At 38.7% G+C, this 14,414-nt stretch carries 12 protein-coding genes; 6 read left to right on the top strand and 6 right to left on the bottom strand.

Translation table 11 applies throughout. The features are described from left to right. The first annotated feature begins 1 nt into the window (after position 1). The 5 genes from QNI15_RS06345 (at position 2) to QNI15_RS06325 (ending at position 3,926) form a co-directional block, all read left to right on the top strand. Positions 2 to 373: a VOC family protein gene (locus tag QNI15_RS06345; protein ID WP_314004070.1), complete on the top strand. Its 372-nt coding sequence runs from the start codon at positions 2 to 4 to the stop codon at positions 371 to 373. Positions 374 to 383: 10 nt separating this feature from the next. Then, complete coding sequence (locus QNI15_RS06340) at positions 384 to 1,100, top strand: ATP-grasp domain-containing protein (RefSeq protein ID WP_314031063.1); 717 nt, start codon at positions 384 to 386, stop codon at positions 1,098 to 1,100. Between the two features lie 151 nt (positions 1,101 to 1,251). Beyond that, entirely contained in the window at positions 1,252 to 2,817 is a 1,566-nt protein-coding gene (gene gltX, locus QNI15_RS06335; protein WP_314004076.1) for a glutamate--tRNA ligase, read from the top strand. A gap of 97 nt (positions 2,818 to 2,914) precedes the next feature. After that, entirely contained in the window at positions 2,915 to 3,103 is a 189-nt protein-coding gene (locus QNI15_RS06330) for a hypothetical protein (RefSeq protein WP_313985841.1), read from the top strand. A 40-nt stretch (positions 3,104 to 3,143) separates the two neighbouring features. Then, positions 3,144 to 3,926, top strand: coding sequence for a TIGR00266 family protein (locus QNI15_RS06325; protein ID WP_314004079.1), 783 nt, complete (start codon positions 3,144 to 3,146; stop codon positions 3,924 to 3,926). 87 nt (positions 3,927 to 4,013) lie between these two features. Here QNI15_RS06325 and QNI15_RS06320 read toward each other — a convergent pair whose 3' ends face one another. Together QNI15_RS06320 and QNI15_RS06315 are read right to left on the bottom strand one after the other, a co-directional pair. Then, positions 4,014 to 5,045, bottom strand: coding sequence for a WD40/YVTN/BNR-like repeat-containing protein (locus QNI15_RS06320; protein ID WP_314031062.1), 1,032 nt, complete (start codon positions 5,043 to 5,045; stop codon positions 4,014 to 4,016). Between the two features lie 122 nt (positions 5,046 to 5,167). Then, on the bottom strand, positions 5,168 to 5,845 hold the full coding sequence (locus tag QNI15_RS06315) for a pyridoxamine 5'-phosphate oxidase family protein (RefSeq protein WP_314004084.1): 678 nt from the start codon (positions 5,843 to 5,845) through the stop codon (positions 5,168 to 5,170). A 163-nt stretch (positions 5,846 to 6,008) separates the two neighbouring features. Between QNI15_RS06315 and pdxR the strand changes: the two genes are divergently transcribed. Beyond that, positions 6,009 to 7,472, top strand: a complete 1,464-nt coding sequence (gene pdxR, locus QNI15_RS06310) for a MocR-like pyridoxine biosynthesis transcription factor PdxR (RefSeq protein ID WP_314004087.1) — start codon at positions 6,009 to 6,011, stop codon at positions 7,470 to 7,472. A 60-nt stretch (positions 7,473 to 7,532) separates the two neighbouring features. On the opposite strand, the gene QNI15_RS06305 is transcribed toward pdxR, so the two are convergent. The 4 genes from QNI15_RS06305 to QNI15_RS06290 form a co-directional block, all read right to left on the bottom strand. After that, positions 7,533 to 11,168, bottom strand: coding sequence for a metallophosphoesterase (locus tag QNI15_RS06305; protein ID WP_314031061.1), 3,636 nt, complete (start codon positions 11,166 to 11,168; stop codon positions 7,533 to 7,535). Between the two features lie 69 nt (positions 11,169 to 11,237). After that, on the bottom strand, positions 11,238 to 12,122 hold the full coding sequence (locus QNI15_RS06300) for an SdiA-regulated domain-containing protein (RefSeq protein ID WP_314004093.1): 885 nt from the start codon (positions 12,120 to 12,122) through the stop codon (positions 11,238 to 11,240). 32 nt (positions 12,123 to 12,154) lie between these two features. Next, positions 12,155 to 13,030, bottom strand: coding sequence for a phosphatase PAP2 family protein (locus QNI15_RS06295; RefSeq protein WP_314031060.1), 876 nt, complete (start codon positions 13,028 to 13,030; stop codon positions 12,155 to 12,157). Between the two features lie 154 nt (positions 13,031 to 13,184). After that, positions 13,185 to 14,414, bottom strand: a complete 1,230-nt coding sequence (locus QNI15_RS06290) for a Pycsar system effector family protein (protein WP_314004099.1) — start codon at positions 14,412 to 14,414, stop codon at positions 13,185 to 13,187.

Below are 14,414 nucleotides of genomic sequence, written 5' to 3'. Positions count from 1 at the left end.
CATGAGTATTTCACTTGCGTGGTTTGAGATTCCTGTTACAGATCTTTCCAGAGCCAAAATATTTTACGAAACAATCTTTGATATCAAGATTCAACTACTTGACTTGGGGGCGTTAAAAATAGGCAGTTTTCCTGCCTCTCCGTCAGGAGTTTCCGGAGCATTATGTCAACATGCAGAATTTTACAAACCTTCGTTTGAAGGACCAATGATTTATATAGATGCAAATCCGGATCTGAGTACTATTCTTAATAAAGTAGAAGCGGTGGGTGGCAAGATACTCTTTCCCAAACGCCTCATCTCGCCAGATCAGGGGTATACAGCTATTTTTATCGATACTGAGGGAAATCGTATAGGACTTCGTTCCAAAAACTAATTTGTCCTCTATGCTTATTCCTTCTGAGATAACACTGTTTATTCCCTACAAATCAGATACAGAAAGACTTTCTGTTGCTGCAGTCTGGCAAAATATGGGAGGCCAAGTCATACGATTAGATCGTTTCTGGGAAAAGCCTGCCAACCTTCTTACACAAAAATTCGCCATTTACGGAAATGATACTTTTTCACTAGTTTCAGCCCAACTATTTGCTATTCAACTTATCTCTCCTGACGATCTACTACTCACAAAGCTTGCTCCAATCTGGACTAAAAGACAAATACATACCCAATCATTAGACTCTATTACAGATAGTCTCTTTCCAATCTTTATTAAATCGGTTGTCCCTAAACAATTTAAAGCAGCCGTTTATCAAACAAAAACAGACCTTCTTGTAGAAACAGAAGGACTTGCCCATAATACACAACTGCTGGTTTCTGAAATTGTAGCTATAGAAGCAGAAGCACGATGTTTTGTGTTACAGTATACGCTGAAAGACATCGCCATCTATGAAGGCACCACATCTTTGGAAACGGGCAAAGAGTTTATTCAGGACTTTTTAGATAACGTTCCTGACTTACCACAAACATTTGTGGTTGATCTGGGATACTCCTCAATTAAGGGATGGTTCATTCTGGAGTTTAATGCCAGTTGGGGAGCAGGATTAAATGGTTGTGCTCCTGAAAAAGTGATTGAATGTATTATAGCTGCTACTATAAATCCATAAGAAGACATATTTTTTATTGATACAGAGATTCTATCAGATTTTCGCTCTATTCCTCTTGTCTATTTTGTAGCTTTGCCACCGATTTAGAAAACCCAGAGTTGCTAACTCTGTAGCTATATATCATTTCCAGATTTATTTATTTATCGACTACATGGAAGTAAGAGTTCGTTTTGCACCTAGCCCAACGGGGGCTTTACACATTGGCGGGGTTCGTACAGCCCTGTTTAACTATCTGTTTGCAAAGAAAATGGGCGGAAAAATGTTACTCCGCATTGAAGATACTGATCAAAAGCGTTTTGTACCCGGAGCGGAAGAATATATTATAGAATCACTTAAGTGGGTAGGAATTCATATTGACGAAGGACAGGGCGTGGGAGGTCCACATGCACCATACCGCCAGTCTGAACGAAAAGAAATTTATCAGAAATATGTTCAGCAATTACTGGATGAAGGAAAAGCCTATTATGCGTTTGATACAGATGTAGAACTTGAGGCTATGCGTCAGCGCTTAAAAGCTGCAGGTGCCGCCAATACTTCCTATAATGCATTGACACGTACACAAATGCGTAACTCTCTGACATTAAATGAAGATCAGACAAAGCAATTAATTGATGCAGGCACTCCTTATGTAATTCGTATTAAGGTTCCAATGAAGGAAGAAATTCGCTTCAAAGATTTAATTCGTGACTGGGTGGTTGTACATGCCAATACATTGGATGATAAAGTGTTGATGAAGTCAGATGGACTGCCTACCTATCACCTGGCCAATATTGTAGATGATCATTTGATGCAGATTACCCATGTGATTCGGGGTGACGAATGGCTTCCATCTGCTCCTTTGCATATATTATTATATAAATTCCTTGGATGGGAAGCCCCTCAATTTGCCCATTTGCCGTTGATTCTGAAGCCTGATTTATTGGATGAAAAAGGTAAAATTATTGAAGAACGACATGGAAAACTTAGCAAACGGGATGCCGATGAGATGGGATTCCCAATCTTCCCATTAACATGGAATGGAACAAATGCCGATGGTGAAGATATTACATCTGTTGGGTATCGGGAAGCAGGATATTATAAAGAAGCACTAATCAATTTCCTTGCTTTACTTGGCTGGAATGATGGTACAGATAAAGAGTTATTTTCATTGGATGAATTGATTGACAGCTTCACATTGGGAAGAATACATAAAACAGGATCTAAGTTTGATATTCGGAAAGCCAAATGGTTTAATCAGCACTATCTGCGTCAAAAGCCTGATTCAGAATTAGCAGATGGGCTAGTTAACGCCTTACAGCAAAAAAATATCGCTTGTTCTCAGGAGAAAGCGAATAAAATTGTTCATCTGATGAAAGAACGGGTTACCTTTCCTCAGGAAATTTATGAACAAACAGAATTCCTCTTCCAGGAACCAGCAGTGTATGAAGAAGCTGTTGTACAAACCAAGTGGAATCAGGAAGCTGTGACTTTATTAACAACGTTTAAAGATGAATTGGTTACTATAACTGAGTTCAATGCAGAAACAGCCAAAGCAACGCTGCATACAGTCCTGGAAAAGGCAGGAGTTAAAATTGGAAAAGTTATGCCAGCTCTTCGATTAGCATTGACAGGAGCTGGACACGGACCTGATCTTATGCAAATCATGGACATTCTGGGAAAAGAAGAAACCAGTAACAGGATTGAAAAGGCTATTGATAAATTAGTTATAATAGGTTAAACAAGAAATTTGTATATTCATTTCCTGTGCCTGTCGTAAAAGTCAAGGCACAGGCTTTTATCAAAGTTCTTTATACGTTTTCTAATCCTTTACAGTCATGGCAAAAAAGAAAGAAAATTCCGAAAATAAACCCAAAGTTCATCCCGAACTAGATGGATTGGAACTTACGGTCAATACATTTGGTGAGATTACAGCCAACTACGACATTGATAAAATCAATGAGTTTCTCAATAGAAAGGTAGATGATAAAAAACTAAGAAATCGCAAAGACAAAAAAAGCAGTTAAAGCAACCTTAATCTTTTTATAAAAACAACTATCTAACCTCATGCAATCACACGAAATTGACTACAAAATCATTGGGGAAGACATTCAGATTGTAGAAATTGAACTGGATCAAAATGAAACTGTCATAGCAGAGGCAGGTGCAATGGTTTATATGCACGATGGTATTCAGTTTGAAACTAAGATGGGAGATGGGTCGCAAGCCAATAGTGGATTTATGGGTATGCTTAAACAGGTTGGCTCCCGCTTACTCACAGGTGAATCTCTTTTCATGACCCACTTCACTAACCGGGGTTATCCGCGTAGCAAAGTTGCTTTTGCAGCACCTTACCCTGGAACCATTCTACCTATTGATCTGGCACAGATGCAAGGCAATACACTGATCGCGCAGAAGGATAGCTTTCTATGTGCAGCACTAGGAACCAAAATTTCCATTCACTTTAACAGAAAACTTGGTTCCGGTATTTTTGGTGGAGAAGGTTTTATTCTTGAAAAATTACAAGGTGATGGACTAGCCTTTATTCATGCAGGAGGTGTGGTGATTGAAAAATATCTTAACAACGAAAGTTTACGTGTTGATACAGGTTGTGTGGTAGCATTTGAACCTAGTATCCAGTTTGATATTCAGCAGGCAGGAGGTTTACGTTCTATGATGTTTGGTGGAGAAGGTCTCTTTCTGGCAACCTTACGTGGTACAGGTCGTGTATGGCTACAATCTATGCCTATATCCAAACTAGTGGAGGCTCTTGCTCCTTATGGACGTAACAGCAACAAAGAAGGTGGTTCTATTTTAGGTGGCCTGGGTAATCTGCTGGATGGAGATTAGTTGTTTGCAAAACACTATTTATAAGACAAAAGCCTCTATCATGAGGCTTTTGTTATTTTGAAAATCTCTCTTGACATACAGTTTCCTCTATTTTGCTCCCTGATTCAGAATAGCATCATTGAACTTTACAATTTGCCCCTTCCCTCCTACAGCCCAGCCAGATTTTCCAACGAAACTAACAGCGTGTAAAGCTGATTCATCTATCTTAGTCCAGGTCTTCCCCCAATTCGTTGAATAACAAGTACCTGAAGGGCCTACAGCAACCAATGTATTTTTATTGTAGATAGCAACTCCTTCCTTTAAACCAGCAGGAACAGTTTGTGAAGCAGCTGTCCAGGTCTTTCCACCATCTTTCGTTACATTAACATTCAGGAAAGCCTCTTTCACATTTTCATAATTTCCTCCAATGGCAACACCCGTTTTAGCATCTAAAAACCGTACACCAAATACACCAGAAGTCTTTCCTGCTTTTATAGTCGTCTCTGATACTTGCCAGGTTTGTCCCTGATCTGTAGAATAAAAAACTCTTCCACCATTTTCTCCACCTGTACCAATCCAAGCGTTTGTATTTCCCTGTACAACTAAGGCTGTTCCACTGGCAGCGAATGCAGCTTCACCATCCTTAACAGCAGGAATATTCTCAGAATTTATGCGTTTCCAGGTATCTCCCCCATCAGAAGTAACAATGATGTAGAATTTACCATCTATCGGATCACTAAAAGCAATGCCATGTTGTCTATCCCAAAAATCTATGGAATCAAAGAAAACACCCTTCTGGTCTGTTGAATAGACTAGCTTCCAGTTAGTTCCACCATCTGTAGTCTTGTATAATTTTGCCTTTCCTTCTGATCCATCGCCTGCACTCATAATAATTGCGGTTTGGGAATCAAACGCATGAATATCTCTGAAATCAAGTTGGTCTGTATTTGGAACTGTGAGTTTTTGCCATGATGTGCCACCGTCCAATGTTCGGAGTACTGTCCCCCCGGAGCCGCTAACCCAACATGTGTTTTTATCAATAGCACTTACCGTTCGAAAACTCGCCTGGGTATTACTGTTCTGTACTATCCATTGTGCAAAGGTTACCTGACAAACAAAAAAGAGTAGGATATATTTCATTGGTAAAATAGATTAAGCCTTCAAAATAGTATAAAATGATTGTTTCTCAAATAAGAGAAAACGCCTGAGTGAAATATATTTCACTCAGGCGTTTTTATCAATTAACTCTATAATGTACTACCTTACACTCTCTTCACTGACTTATTGTAATTCTTAATGTAGTCGGGTAATTCAATACTGGGATCAAGAACAGCATCACGCTCAGGTAGTTGGGGAACCAGTTTTAATGGTAGTATACCTGCCCAGACATTCAAGTTCATATCCTCTTCGTCATCATTTACACCTCCTGTACGTACTTTTGCAGAAGCCTCTTCCAGAGGAATACAGATTACCATTGTCTTTTTCATTTCACTGGCATTGGGTTGCCGGGCATCATTCCAACGACCAGGAATAATATGTTCTGTAAAACATTCCAAAGCTTTCCATCTTTCTTCCTCATCAGTAACCAATTCTGTCTTACCAAAAATAACCACAGACCGATAGTTTACAGAGTGATGGAATGTTGATCTCGCAAGGATCAGTCCATCCAACAGAGTGATACAAATACAAACATCTATTCCTTTGGCCAACTCTCTGAAAAAATGACTCCCCACAGAACCATGAATATATAGCTTGTCATCAATTCGCCCATAGCTGATTGGAATCATAAAGGGTTGTTCATTTTGTACATAGGATACATGACAAACCAATGATTCATCCAGGATATCATAAATGGTCTGCTTGTCGTAGGTCCCTCTTTTAAGAGATCTCGTAAGAGTAGTACGTTCTGTTTGCTCAAATGTTTGAGAAGTGTTTTCCATAGTTTGCATTCATTAGAAATGATGGATATAAGGATTTGTTATTGAGTTGATCCTGAAGTATCAGGAGAGAATACCATAGTATACTTGATGATTACTTTTCAAAAGTATACATTTACAGGACTACCAAAGGCATCCAGTTTCCATACAATAAGTAGTCCGGTTTATGCTTCCTTACTCTACCTTATTATCTATTGACAGACAAAGCACTACTCCTATCTATCTGCAAATCACCAATAACATGATCTTACAGATAAAGAAAGGGGTCATCGGAGCGGGAACTAAATTGCCGGGAAGCAGAGCTTTATCCGAACAGTTGCAAGTGCATAGAAAAACAATAATTAAAACGTATGAAGAACTTTTAACCCAAGGATGGATAGAACAGATACCTGCCAAAGGAACCTTTGTAAATAAAAAATTACCTGAGGTCACACCAGAGAAGATATCTTTGGCCAATAACTTATCCCATGCTTACCCTATACAAACCGGTTTTACGATTCAATCCAATATACTTCTGCATAGGCCAGTTATCAAAGCAGGCAATCTTATAGGTTTTGATGATGGTTTTCCCGATGTACGCCTGGCTCCAGTAGAAGCACTTTCACGTACCTACCGGACTATTCTACAACGCAGTTTCCAAAAGAAGCTTCTTTTATATGGTGAAACACAGGGCAACCCATACCTACGCGAAGTTTTGGCAGATTATCTCCATCAGAGCCGAGGACTGGCAATTTCCTCAAATAATATTTGTATTACCCGAGGTAGTGTTATGGGAATTCATTTGGCAGCAAAAATTATCTGTAAACAAGGTGACAAAGTAATCGTAGCAGAAGCCAATTATCCGGCAGCGAATATGATATTCCAACAACTAGGTGTACAGTTGCTTCGTGTTCCGGTTGATGAACAAGGAATATGTGTAGATTCTATTGAAACACTTTGCAAAGGGCAATCTATACGTTTACTCTATATTACGTCTCACCACCATTATCCAACAACAGTTACACTGAGTGCAGAACGGCGAATTCGTTTATTACAATTGGCAGCACAATATGGCTTTGCCATTCTGGAAGATGACTATGATTATGACTTCCATTACACCAGTAGCCCAATTCTACCATTAGCCAGTGCAGATACGCATGGCATGGTGGTGTATGTGGGTTCTTTAACCAAGGCAATTGCACCTGCTTTTCGGGTCGGATACATTGTTGCGCCACAAAACCTTATAGAAGAAGCAGGTTATCTGCGTAGAATAATTGACAGACAGGGAGACCTTATTCTGGAACAAGCGATGGCAGAACTGATTGCAGAGGGGGAATTGAAACGCCATCTCAAAAAAGCACAGAAGCTTTATCACGAACGCCGGAATTTTTTCTGTGATCTGTTAGAAAAGCACTTTCCTGAATCCATTTCGTTTAAAGTACCAGAAGGTGGTATGGCAGTATGGGCTACATTTCATCAACGGCACAATCTGGAAACTTTATCAACAGAAGCTCAAAAACAAGGTTTACTGTTAGGTAATGGAAAGAATTATGATTGTGATCTGCAAAATATGACCCGTATGGGATTTGCCTCTTCTAACCTGGGAGAAATTGAACATTCTATCCATCTCTTACAAAAAGTTATGACATAAAAAACAGGCTGACATACTCCTGTATATCAGCCTGTGATAAAAATATATTCAGTTAGTGTTCTAAAAGAAAAAGCCTAGTCGTATCACGGGTAAACTATCTTCTTTGGAGAATCCATATAAGGCAGTAACGACAACCTGTTGAAATGGGACCAGAAAAATACCTCCACCATAACCAGTATGCCATACATTGGATTTTTCATTGTCTACCCAAACACGACCTACATCATGAAACCCAACAATTCCACCAAATGCAGGGAAAAGGTAAGTCCTAAAGCTAAATAACCGAACTCGAACTTCTGTGTTGTTATAAAAACTATCCCTTCCAGAAAACCGGGTACGACGATAGCCTCTTAAGTTTGTCAGGCCACCCAAACTATTTGCCTGAAAAAATTCATAATTGGTAAAGTTAACTCCTCCGCCAAACCGGGTTGCAAAAGTCACCCGGGCAGGTAGCTTTATGCTCCAGTAAAAGGCTAGCTCTGAAGAAAGTTGCGTGTATGGCTGCGTGATATTGTCATTTAATGTCCGCATCACTTTCAGATCAGCATTCCAGAAAACACCGTTGGTAGGATATACTTTATTATCCCGCGAATCAATTCGAAAACCTGCCATCAAACCAGCATAACTTTTTCGGTCAAAGAAACTCTCCGGTAAATTATTTTCAGAAGCATATTCATAGATGAACCGCTTTCTCGCAGAACTTTCTATTTCTACACTTTCAATCTGTGGCCCCAGAAAGAATTTCGTTTGAGAACTGACCTTCTTAAAAAATAAAGCATTCAAACTCAGATTCTCAAATCGCACCCGATAATAATTGATGCGTTGTTCTTTATTATATGCACTCTCATTGCTTAACCCAAAAAAGTTATTTACAAAATTGGGTGCCTTTATCTCTGCATTGATTTGAAGATCTGTTTTAGGGAAAACGTTTGTAAATGTCCCCTGATAGTCAAAATTATATGCTTCCGTAGCAGCGGCATGATTAACAGTAATTTTATGTTGGGCAGCAAATGGCTCTTTTCTAAAGCCCTGTTTGCGAATCAGAACACCTCCACCAAAGAAAATCCCATCATCCGGATTATACTGAGCAGACAATAAGGGTAGTACTAAATCATATTTAAACGCTTTTCGATTGTACTCATTGACTTTTGGATCATCTGACGTTTTGTCTTGAACAGGAGCAGATGTTTTTATATCTGTATTGTCTTTGGTATCATATACAATTGTCTTTCCGGCACTAGTTCTAGAGTTGTCAGCAATTACATCCTTGCCACCACCACCAATGATTCGTACTTTAATCGATTTGTTAGTAGTACCAGAAATCATAAAGAGATCCTTGCCACCTAATCCGTATAAACTAATTTCTTTGGTTTCTGGTGAAGTGAACGTTCTATGATATAAGAGTTTTGTAGAATCTCCATCTTTGTTAGTCTTATATACTTTTATCTCAATCTGAGCATCATTCAGATGATTTACCAAAAAGTACTCATTCTTATCACTTCCTACTACATCTACTTTCTTTGCCAGAAAGCGATAAAATTTTTCAGCCTCCTGTGGTAATATCTCTCTCCGAGATTTCAACTTATTAATAATCTCCTGACCTCTGATTTTAAAAACGCTATCCGGCAGTTGATGAACCGAGCTTTCAATCACCTCATCTGTCATGCGCTGTTGTATATCTTTCGCAACCTGAAGCCAGTCATTTAAAGATAATTCCGTTAAAAAAGACCTATCAAAATAACGGGCATTAAAATTCAGTGTTCGCACATCCCGAATGGTATAACCAAATCCTTGAATCTTTGGCATGGCCCATTTGCGACTGGCAAGCTTGGGAATCCACCCCTCGTTGATAAAAAACGCCTGATCACGATCACGAGGCACAGGGCTAAAAATTATTCCTTTTTCTGTTTTCTGTCCCACCCAACGCCACTGATCATCATGGCGATCCCAGTCTGAGATAAACATATCAAATAATCTTGCCCGAACTACCGCCTGCTGGTTTACACGATTGTCATTATCATCCTCCAACTTTTGCACTACCTTGATAGTACTATAGCTTTTAGTATTCTCATCTTCTTCATTACCTGGATTCCTTTCTTCAAAAATAGCCAGTGTATTGGCAAATAACTTTTGATATTGTCCAAAATGGGGATCATCCGGAATAAAAACAACTTTGGGATTTGCATGAGGCACACCCGCTGCTTCAGCCAGTCCAGGCACAGCAATGGCCCCATAGGGATGTGCTGCAGAGATCTGATCCTGTACCAGATCAGCAAAAATAGTCTTACGAATGAATTCAGGAATAGCACTTTCTGGATCTTTTTCAATAGACCGCAAAACAAACTGCTTACCATTCGCATCTTCCAACCGAAGTGATTTGGTTTGTTGCCCTCCGCCCTTCTGAAGAATTTTTAATCCCTCCTTTTCAATATCGAATACGGGTACTTCAATAGGCTGTTCCCACTCTGCACGATAATTTTTCCCTAGCCACATTTCGCCCCATTTTGACGTACCATATTGCTGACTGGCAGATACTATCTGACTTTTGGGCAATACAACATCTTTAGGGGATATACTATCTTGTTGAGCTGTAATAGCCGGTTTTCTATTGGTGATAATTGTTTGCTTAAATACAGCATTTTCAGGCTTAACTGCTTCCCAAAATTCTAGCCCTACAGTACCATCTTCATAAAAATCCAAACGAGCAAATCCTTTTTGGCTGTCTGTAAACAAAGCATATTTTCCATTTCTAACAACAGTTCGTTTAGATCCAGCCCCACTTGTCACAAAATGCATACTATCCCGTTTGATATATTGCAGATTGTGGTCATGACCATTTACATAAATTGTATTGGGATAGGCTGTTAAAACATCCAGAATAGACTTTCGCATGAAACGATTCTTCCCATGTTTCATATCCTGAATATCGCCAAATCCCCCCCGATAAAGAGGCATGATAGAACCTACTACAGGTAATGGTATATATAGATTCTTTCTCAGATGAGTAAATGGAAATATATGATCCTTCCAGGTTGCCGCGCCATTATGCTCTCCATAGGTATACATCGGATGGTGAGCAGCCACTATGACTTGCTTATTTTGGTTTCTAGCCATTATATCCTGTAGCCGCTCTACTACCTGCGCTTCATTTTTACACTCACAATCTGAGTCTTCTCCTGGACGATCTTCTTTTGGCTGTAACCACCACTGAGTATCTAGGATCACCAAGGTTGCTTGATTGGTTAAAGATATTTCAACAGGTCCGGGACAACCCTCGTCTGGTAAAAACACATTACCTCTTTGAAGATAGTTCTCAACAAACTTTTCCTGATTTTCCAGATATTTCCAGCCACCCACCTTACCACGCTTCCAATCATGGTTTCCCGGTACTACATAGGCATTGCCTTTATAACTTTCCAAAATTTTTAACTGAGCAACTATTCGGGCTTCTGCATTTTCCCGAGCCGAAGATTCCACATCTGGCATTCCATTCTGATAAATATTATCACCTAAAATAATCAATGCACTATTAGGTGTTTTTTCCAGTTGTGTTTTCAGCAACTGCAAGGTTGGATCCTGACCATTCAACACAGGTGCTCCTGCATCACCCAATAAGAAAAGTGTATATTTAGGAGATTGAGCTGAAAGGAAAGAAGAATAAAAAACAAATAGAATAATGGTAAAAAAATGCCTCATAATTAATTCTCATATATAAATGGAGAACAACAAATCTCTAAAGGGTCCATAGTGTGGAAGCTAAGTATTTTATTTCAGGTATTCAAAACGTACAATATATCCAACTTCTCCATCACCTTCACTTGCAATAAACATATCCCCTTCCGGTGAAAAACATAATCCTTCAGGCTGTCGAAATACTTTAGGAGATAAAGGAATAGCCTCATAAATGGAACCATCTCTATTTAAAACTACTAATAAATTACCAGTAGCAGCCAGAAGATAAATTCTCTTATCCAATGGATTTACAGCAATAGCAGAAGGTTTAAATGATACTTTTTTCTTTTTTGTCTGTTTGAGATTAGGTTTTACAAACGACTCCAGATCTTCACTGGCCAAGAAGATAACAGGCTTCGGATTCAGTGTATTGGATTGTAAATCATATGCATAGACCGCACGTCCTTTCAAAGAATCGGTTTTAATTCCTGCATCCCCTTTACAAGCGATCCATAGTTGTTGTGTTACAGGGTCAAGACAAATGCCTTCAACATCATTATCTTCTGTTAAAGGTGTATCCAGTTCATCATCATTCACCATTTTATCATCTGTAACAACAAAATGATGCAAGGTGCCATTACTCTTTGCCACATATATCTCCTCACCTACAGAAACTAAATCTTCATAATCTCCATCCTTTGCAAAACGTATTCGCCGACTTACTTTTCGCTCATTTAGGTTATATAAGAACACTTTGCCCTCCTCATCCTGCACACACATTATTTGACCTGGTTTGTAATAGGTAATCCCTGAAATCTCTTCCAGTTCATCCGGCATAAAAAACTTCTGACTGGGATGTTTGATATCATAACGAAGCTTACCACTGGGAACCTTCGGAATTTCTTTTAAACTCCGAGTATCACATCCCAGTGATAAAAAAGCCAATACCAGCAATATGTAATTTTTACTACTCATCATCTTTATCCAGACGTATTGGCGCCCAAATTATTTTAAAAGCTTTTTGCCAGAGTAAAACCTGTACCTGTAGGAAGTAATTGCCAACCTAGTTTCTTCCTATGCTCATCACCTGATTCAGGATGTTGTCTGACGATAGTTTTACTAATAAAATGGCCCAATGCAGCTCCAACAATCAAGTCAGATGTCCAATGTGCATTAGCATTGATTCTAGATACTACAGTTAGAGTAGCTAGTGAATAAGCAATAATAGGTACAGCTCGTATATGTTTAAATTCCATTGCCACTACAGTAGCTAATGCAAAAGCTGTTTGTGCATGTCCTGAAGGGAAAGAATGATAAGGAGGGTATTGAGGGCCAGCCCAGTCATGAGCAGTAGCACCATCCCAAGGACGTTTGCGACCTGCTGATAGCTTTACAATTTGCCCTAATACACCATTAATCAATTGGGACTCAAGGATAAGCAAGCCTACCCGTGTACTTTTCTGATTTTTGAAAACCTGGCCATGTAAAAATACCAGGCCCGAAGTAATCCACAAATACCGACCATTTCCCAACGGATCGACAATCTCTGAGGCAGTATTGGTAAAATGTGTTACATTTTCCTGAGACCAGTTCTTTATCTTCTGATCTGCTAGTAAATACGAAGCTCCCGCTACCCAGGAAATAAGAGCAAACTGAGTAATATTCTTTTCATTCCAGGAAAAAGGCCTTGTTACAACAGCTTTCGTATCATACCAATAACTTTTGACATAGTTCCAGTCTAACTTTACAGGATGAATCGTGCTATCATTTGTATCAGCAGCATTTAGAATGGCTACGATTTGTACAGAATCCATGATCGATTGATTTTGTGCAAATCCTATACTTGACATTCCCAGGAAAATACTTAGCAGTAAAATTGTTCTCATAAAATAATAATGTCACTACCTATCTTAAAAGACGGTTTTAAAATAATAACTATAAATGAATAATTGATAAAAGGATAACCATTCTGCCTTATTGTATAGGGCAAAGATGATCATTGGTTGCAAGTATATACCAGGTAAGCTACAATTTATGACCTTAAAATGATTCTACAGGAAAAAATATTAAGGCAATGGCAAAAGAGATTACAGAAATCACAAATCCAAACATGAATACGGTATAGGAAATGCGAATTAATTTATATTTTCTGCCCAGTACTTTTCCTAAAAAATAGATATCATGTATCATACTGGTATACAGCAAGTTAGGATCTTTAATGAGTTGATTCATTCCCCACTCATACTCTCTCAGTTCCATTCCGTGAAAGTTTCCAAAAAACAGGAGATTTGTTCTTTGCTTCATTACATCTTCCTGAGTAAACCTTCCTGAGTTTATATTAGGCAGTGTAGCCAGAATAGCAAAGACAATAGCGGTGAGACAACAACTAACCAAGATAGAGGTAGGTATGATAAGATTCGGAAATTGCTCAAACTTTCGAAAAAGAACAGAGATCAATAAAGAAACAATGATAGCATTTACTGAAATCATAATGTTTGCCTTTTGATCGGCAATACCACTTAGCTGCAGGTGATTGGAAGAAGTAGTGCGGAACATGGTTTCTACACCTCTGCCAAACTTATTATCTTTTGCCTGATCCTTTTCTTTATCTTTCTTCAATTCAATTGGCTCTGTTTGCTCAGAATGATTTTCCAGGTTATTGGATTCCTGGTATTCCTGAAGCTTCTTTTTTAGCTTCTTAATATTTTTATCTTTTCTGGGTTGCAAATGTTCTTTTGCGTATACAGTAAAATACTGATGATCCTTTAAAAACTTAATGTTCTCTTCACTCCAATGGTCTAAGGCTATGGTCTTCGAAAAACGACAGGAAAGTTCTTGTTTCAGGCATTCTGTATTTTCAAAAAAGTCCTTTGTCCCTAATTTATATAAATCTGCGTCACAGATAATCTGCTCTAGAAAATTATGCGGATTCTGTGGCATTTTTGTTGCCTGAATACATCCAACTACCTGCGAGATAAAGTGTTCATCTTTATGATTTTCTCCTAAAAAATTGGTAGCAAAACTAACGCTATGCTCTTCATGATGAGAAGGATCTTTCAAAAATCCAGTATCATGAAACCATGCAGCAATCACCAATATTTCCATCTCTTTTTCAGATGCGCCACTAGCTTCTCCAATCTCTACAACTGCTTTGACAACACTTTGAGTATGTGCCAGATTATGATAAATAAATGTACTATTATCCAGACCTTGCAGTAAACCCTCAGCCTGTTGCTGTGCTTTTTGAGTGAGTTCGGTTTCTTTAAACAT

The sequence above is a fragment of the Xanthocytophaga flava genome, assembly GCF_030068545.1.
GTDB lineage: Bacteria > Bacteroidota > Bacteroidia > Cytophagales > 172606-1 > Xanthocytophaga > Xanthocytophaga flava.
Note: the sequence above shows the minus strand (reverse complement) of the source record. Positions and strands in the feature narration are given on the sequence as shown.

What these genes read in the sequence shown, in the direction of transcription:
- QNI15_RS06300 (WP_314004093.1), bottom strand. Translation starts at nt 12,122, where the DNA reads ATGATGAGTAGTAAAAATTACATATTGCTGGTATTGGCTTTTTTATCA.
- QNI15_RS06340 (WP_314031063.1), top strand. Translation starts at nt 384, where the DNA reads ATGCTTATTCCTTCTGAGATAACACTGTTTATTCCCTACAAATCAGAT.
- gltX (WP_314004076.1), top strand. Translation starts at nt 1,252, where the DNA reads ATGGAAGTAAGAGTTCGTTTTGCACCTAGCCCAACGGGGGCTTTACAC.
- QNI15_RS06345 (WP_314004070.1), top strand. Translation starts at nt 2, where the DNA reads ATGAGTATTTCACTTGCGTGGTTTGAGATTCCTGTTACAGATCTTTCC.
- pdxR (WP_314004087.1), top strand. Translation starts at nt 6,009, where the DNA reads ATGCTTCCTTACTCTACCTTATTATCTATTGACAGACAAAGCACTACT.
- QNI15_RS06305 (WP_314031061.1), bottom strand. Translation starts at nt 11,168, where the DNA reads ATGAGGCATTTTTTTACCATTATTCTATTTGTTTTTTATTCTTCTTTC.
- QNI15_RS06330 (WP_313985841.1), top strand. Translation starts at nt 2,915, where the DNA reads ATGGCAAAAAAGAAAGAAAATTCCGAAAATAAACCCAAAGTTCATCCC.
- QNI15_RS06325 (WP_314004079.1), top strand. Translation starts at nt 3,144, where the DNA reads ATGCAATCACACGAAATTGACTACAAAATCATTGGGGAAGACATTCAG.
- QNI15_RS06290 (WP_314004099.1), bottom strand. Translation starts at nt 14,414, where the DNA reads ATGTTTAAAGAAACCGAACTCACTCAAAAAGCACAGCAACAGGCTGAG.
- QNI15_RS06315 (WP_314004084.1), bottom strand. Translation starts at nt 5,845, where the DNA reads ATGGAAAACACTTCTCAAACATTTGAGCAAACAGAACGTACTACTCTT.
- QNI15_RS06320 (WP_314031062.1), bottom strand. Translation starts at nt 5,045, where the DNA reads ATGAAATATATCCTACTCTTTTTTGTTTGTCAGGTAACCTTTGCACAA.
- QNI15_RS06295 (WP_314031060.1), bottom strand. Translation starts at nt 13,030, where the DNA reads ATGAGAACAATTTTACTGCTAAGTATTTTCCTGGGAATGTCAAGTATA.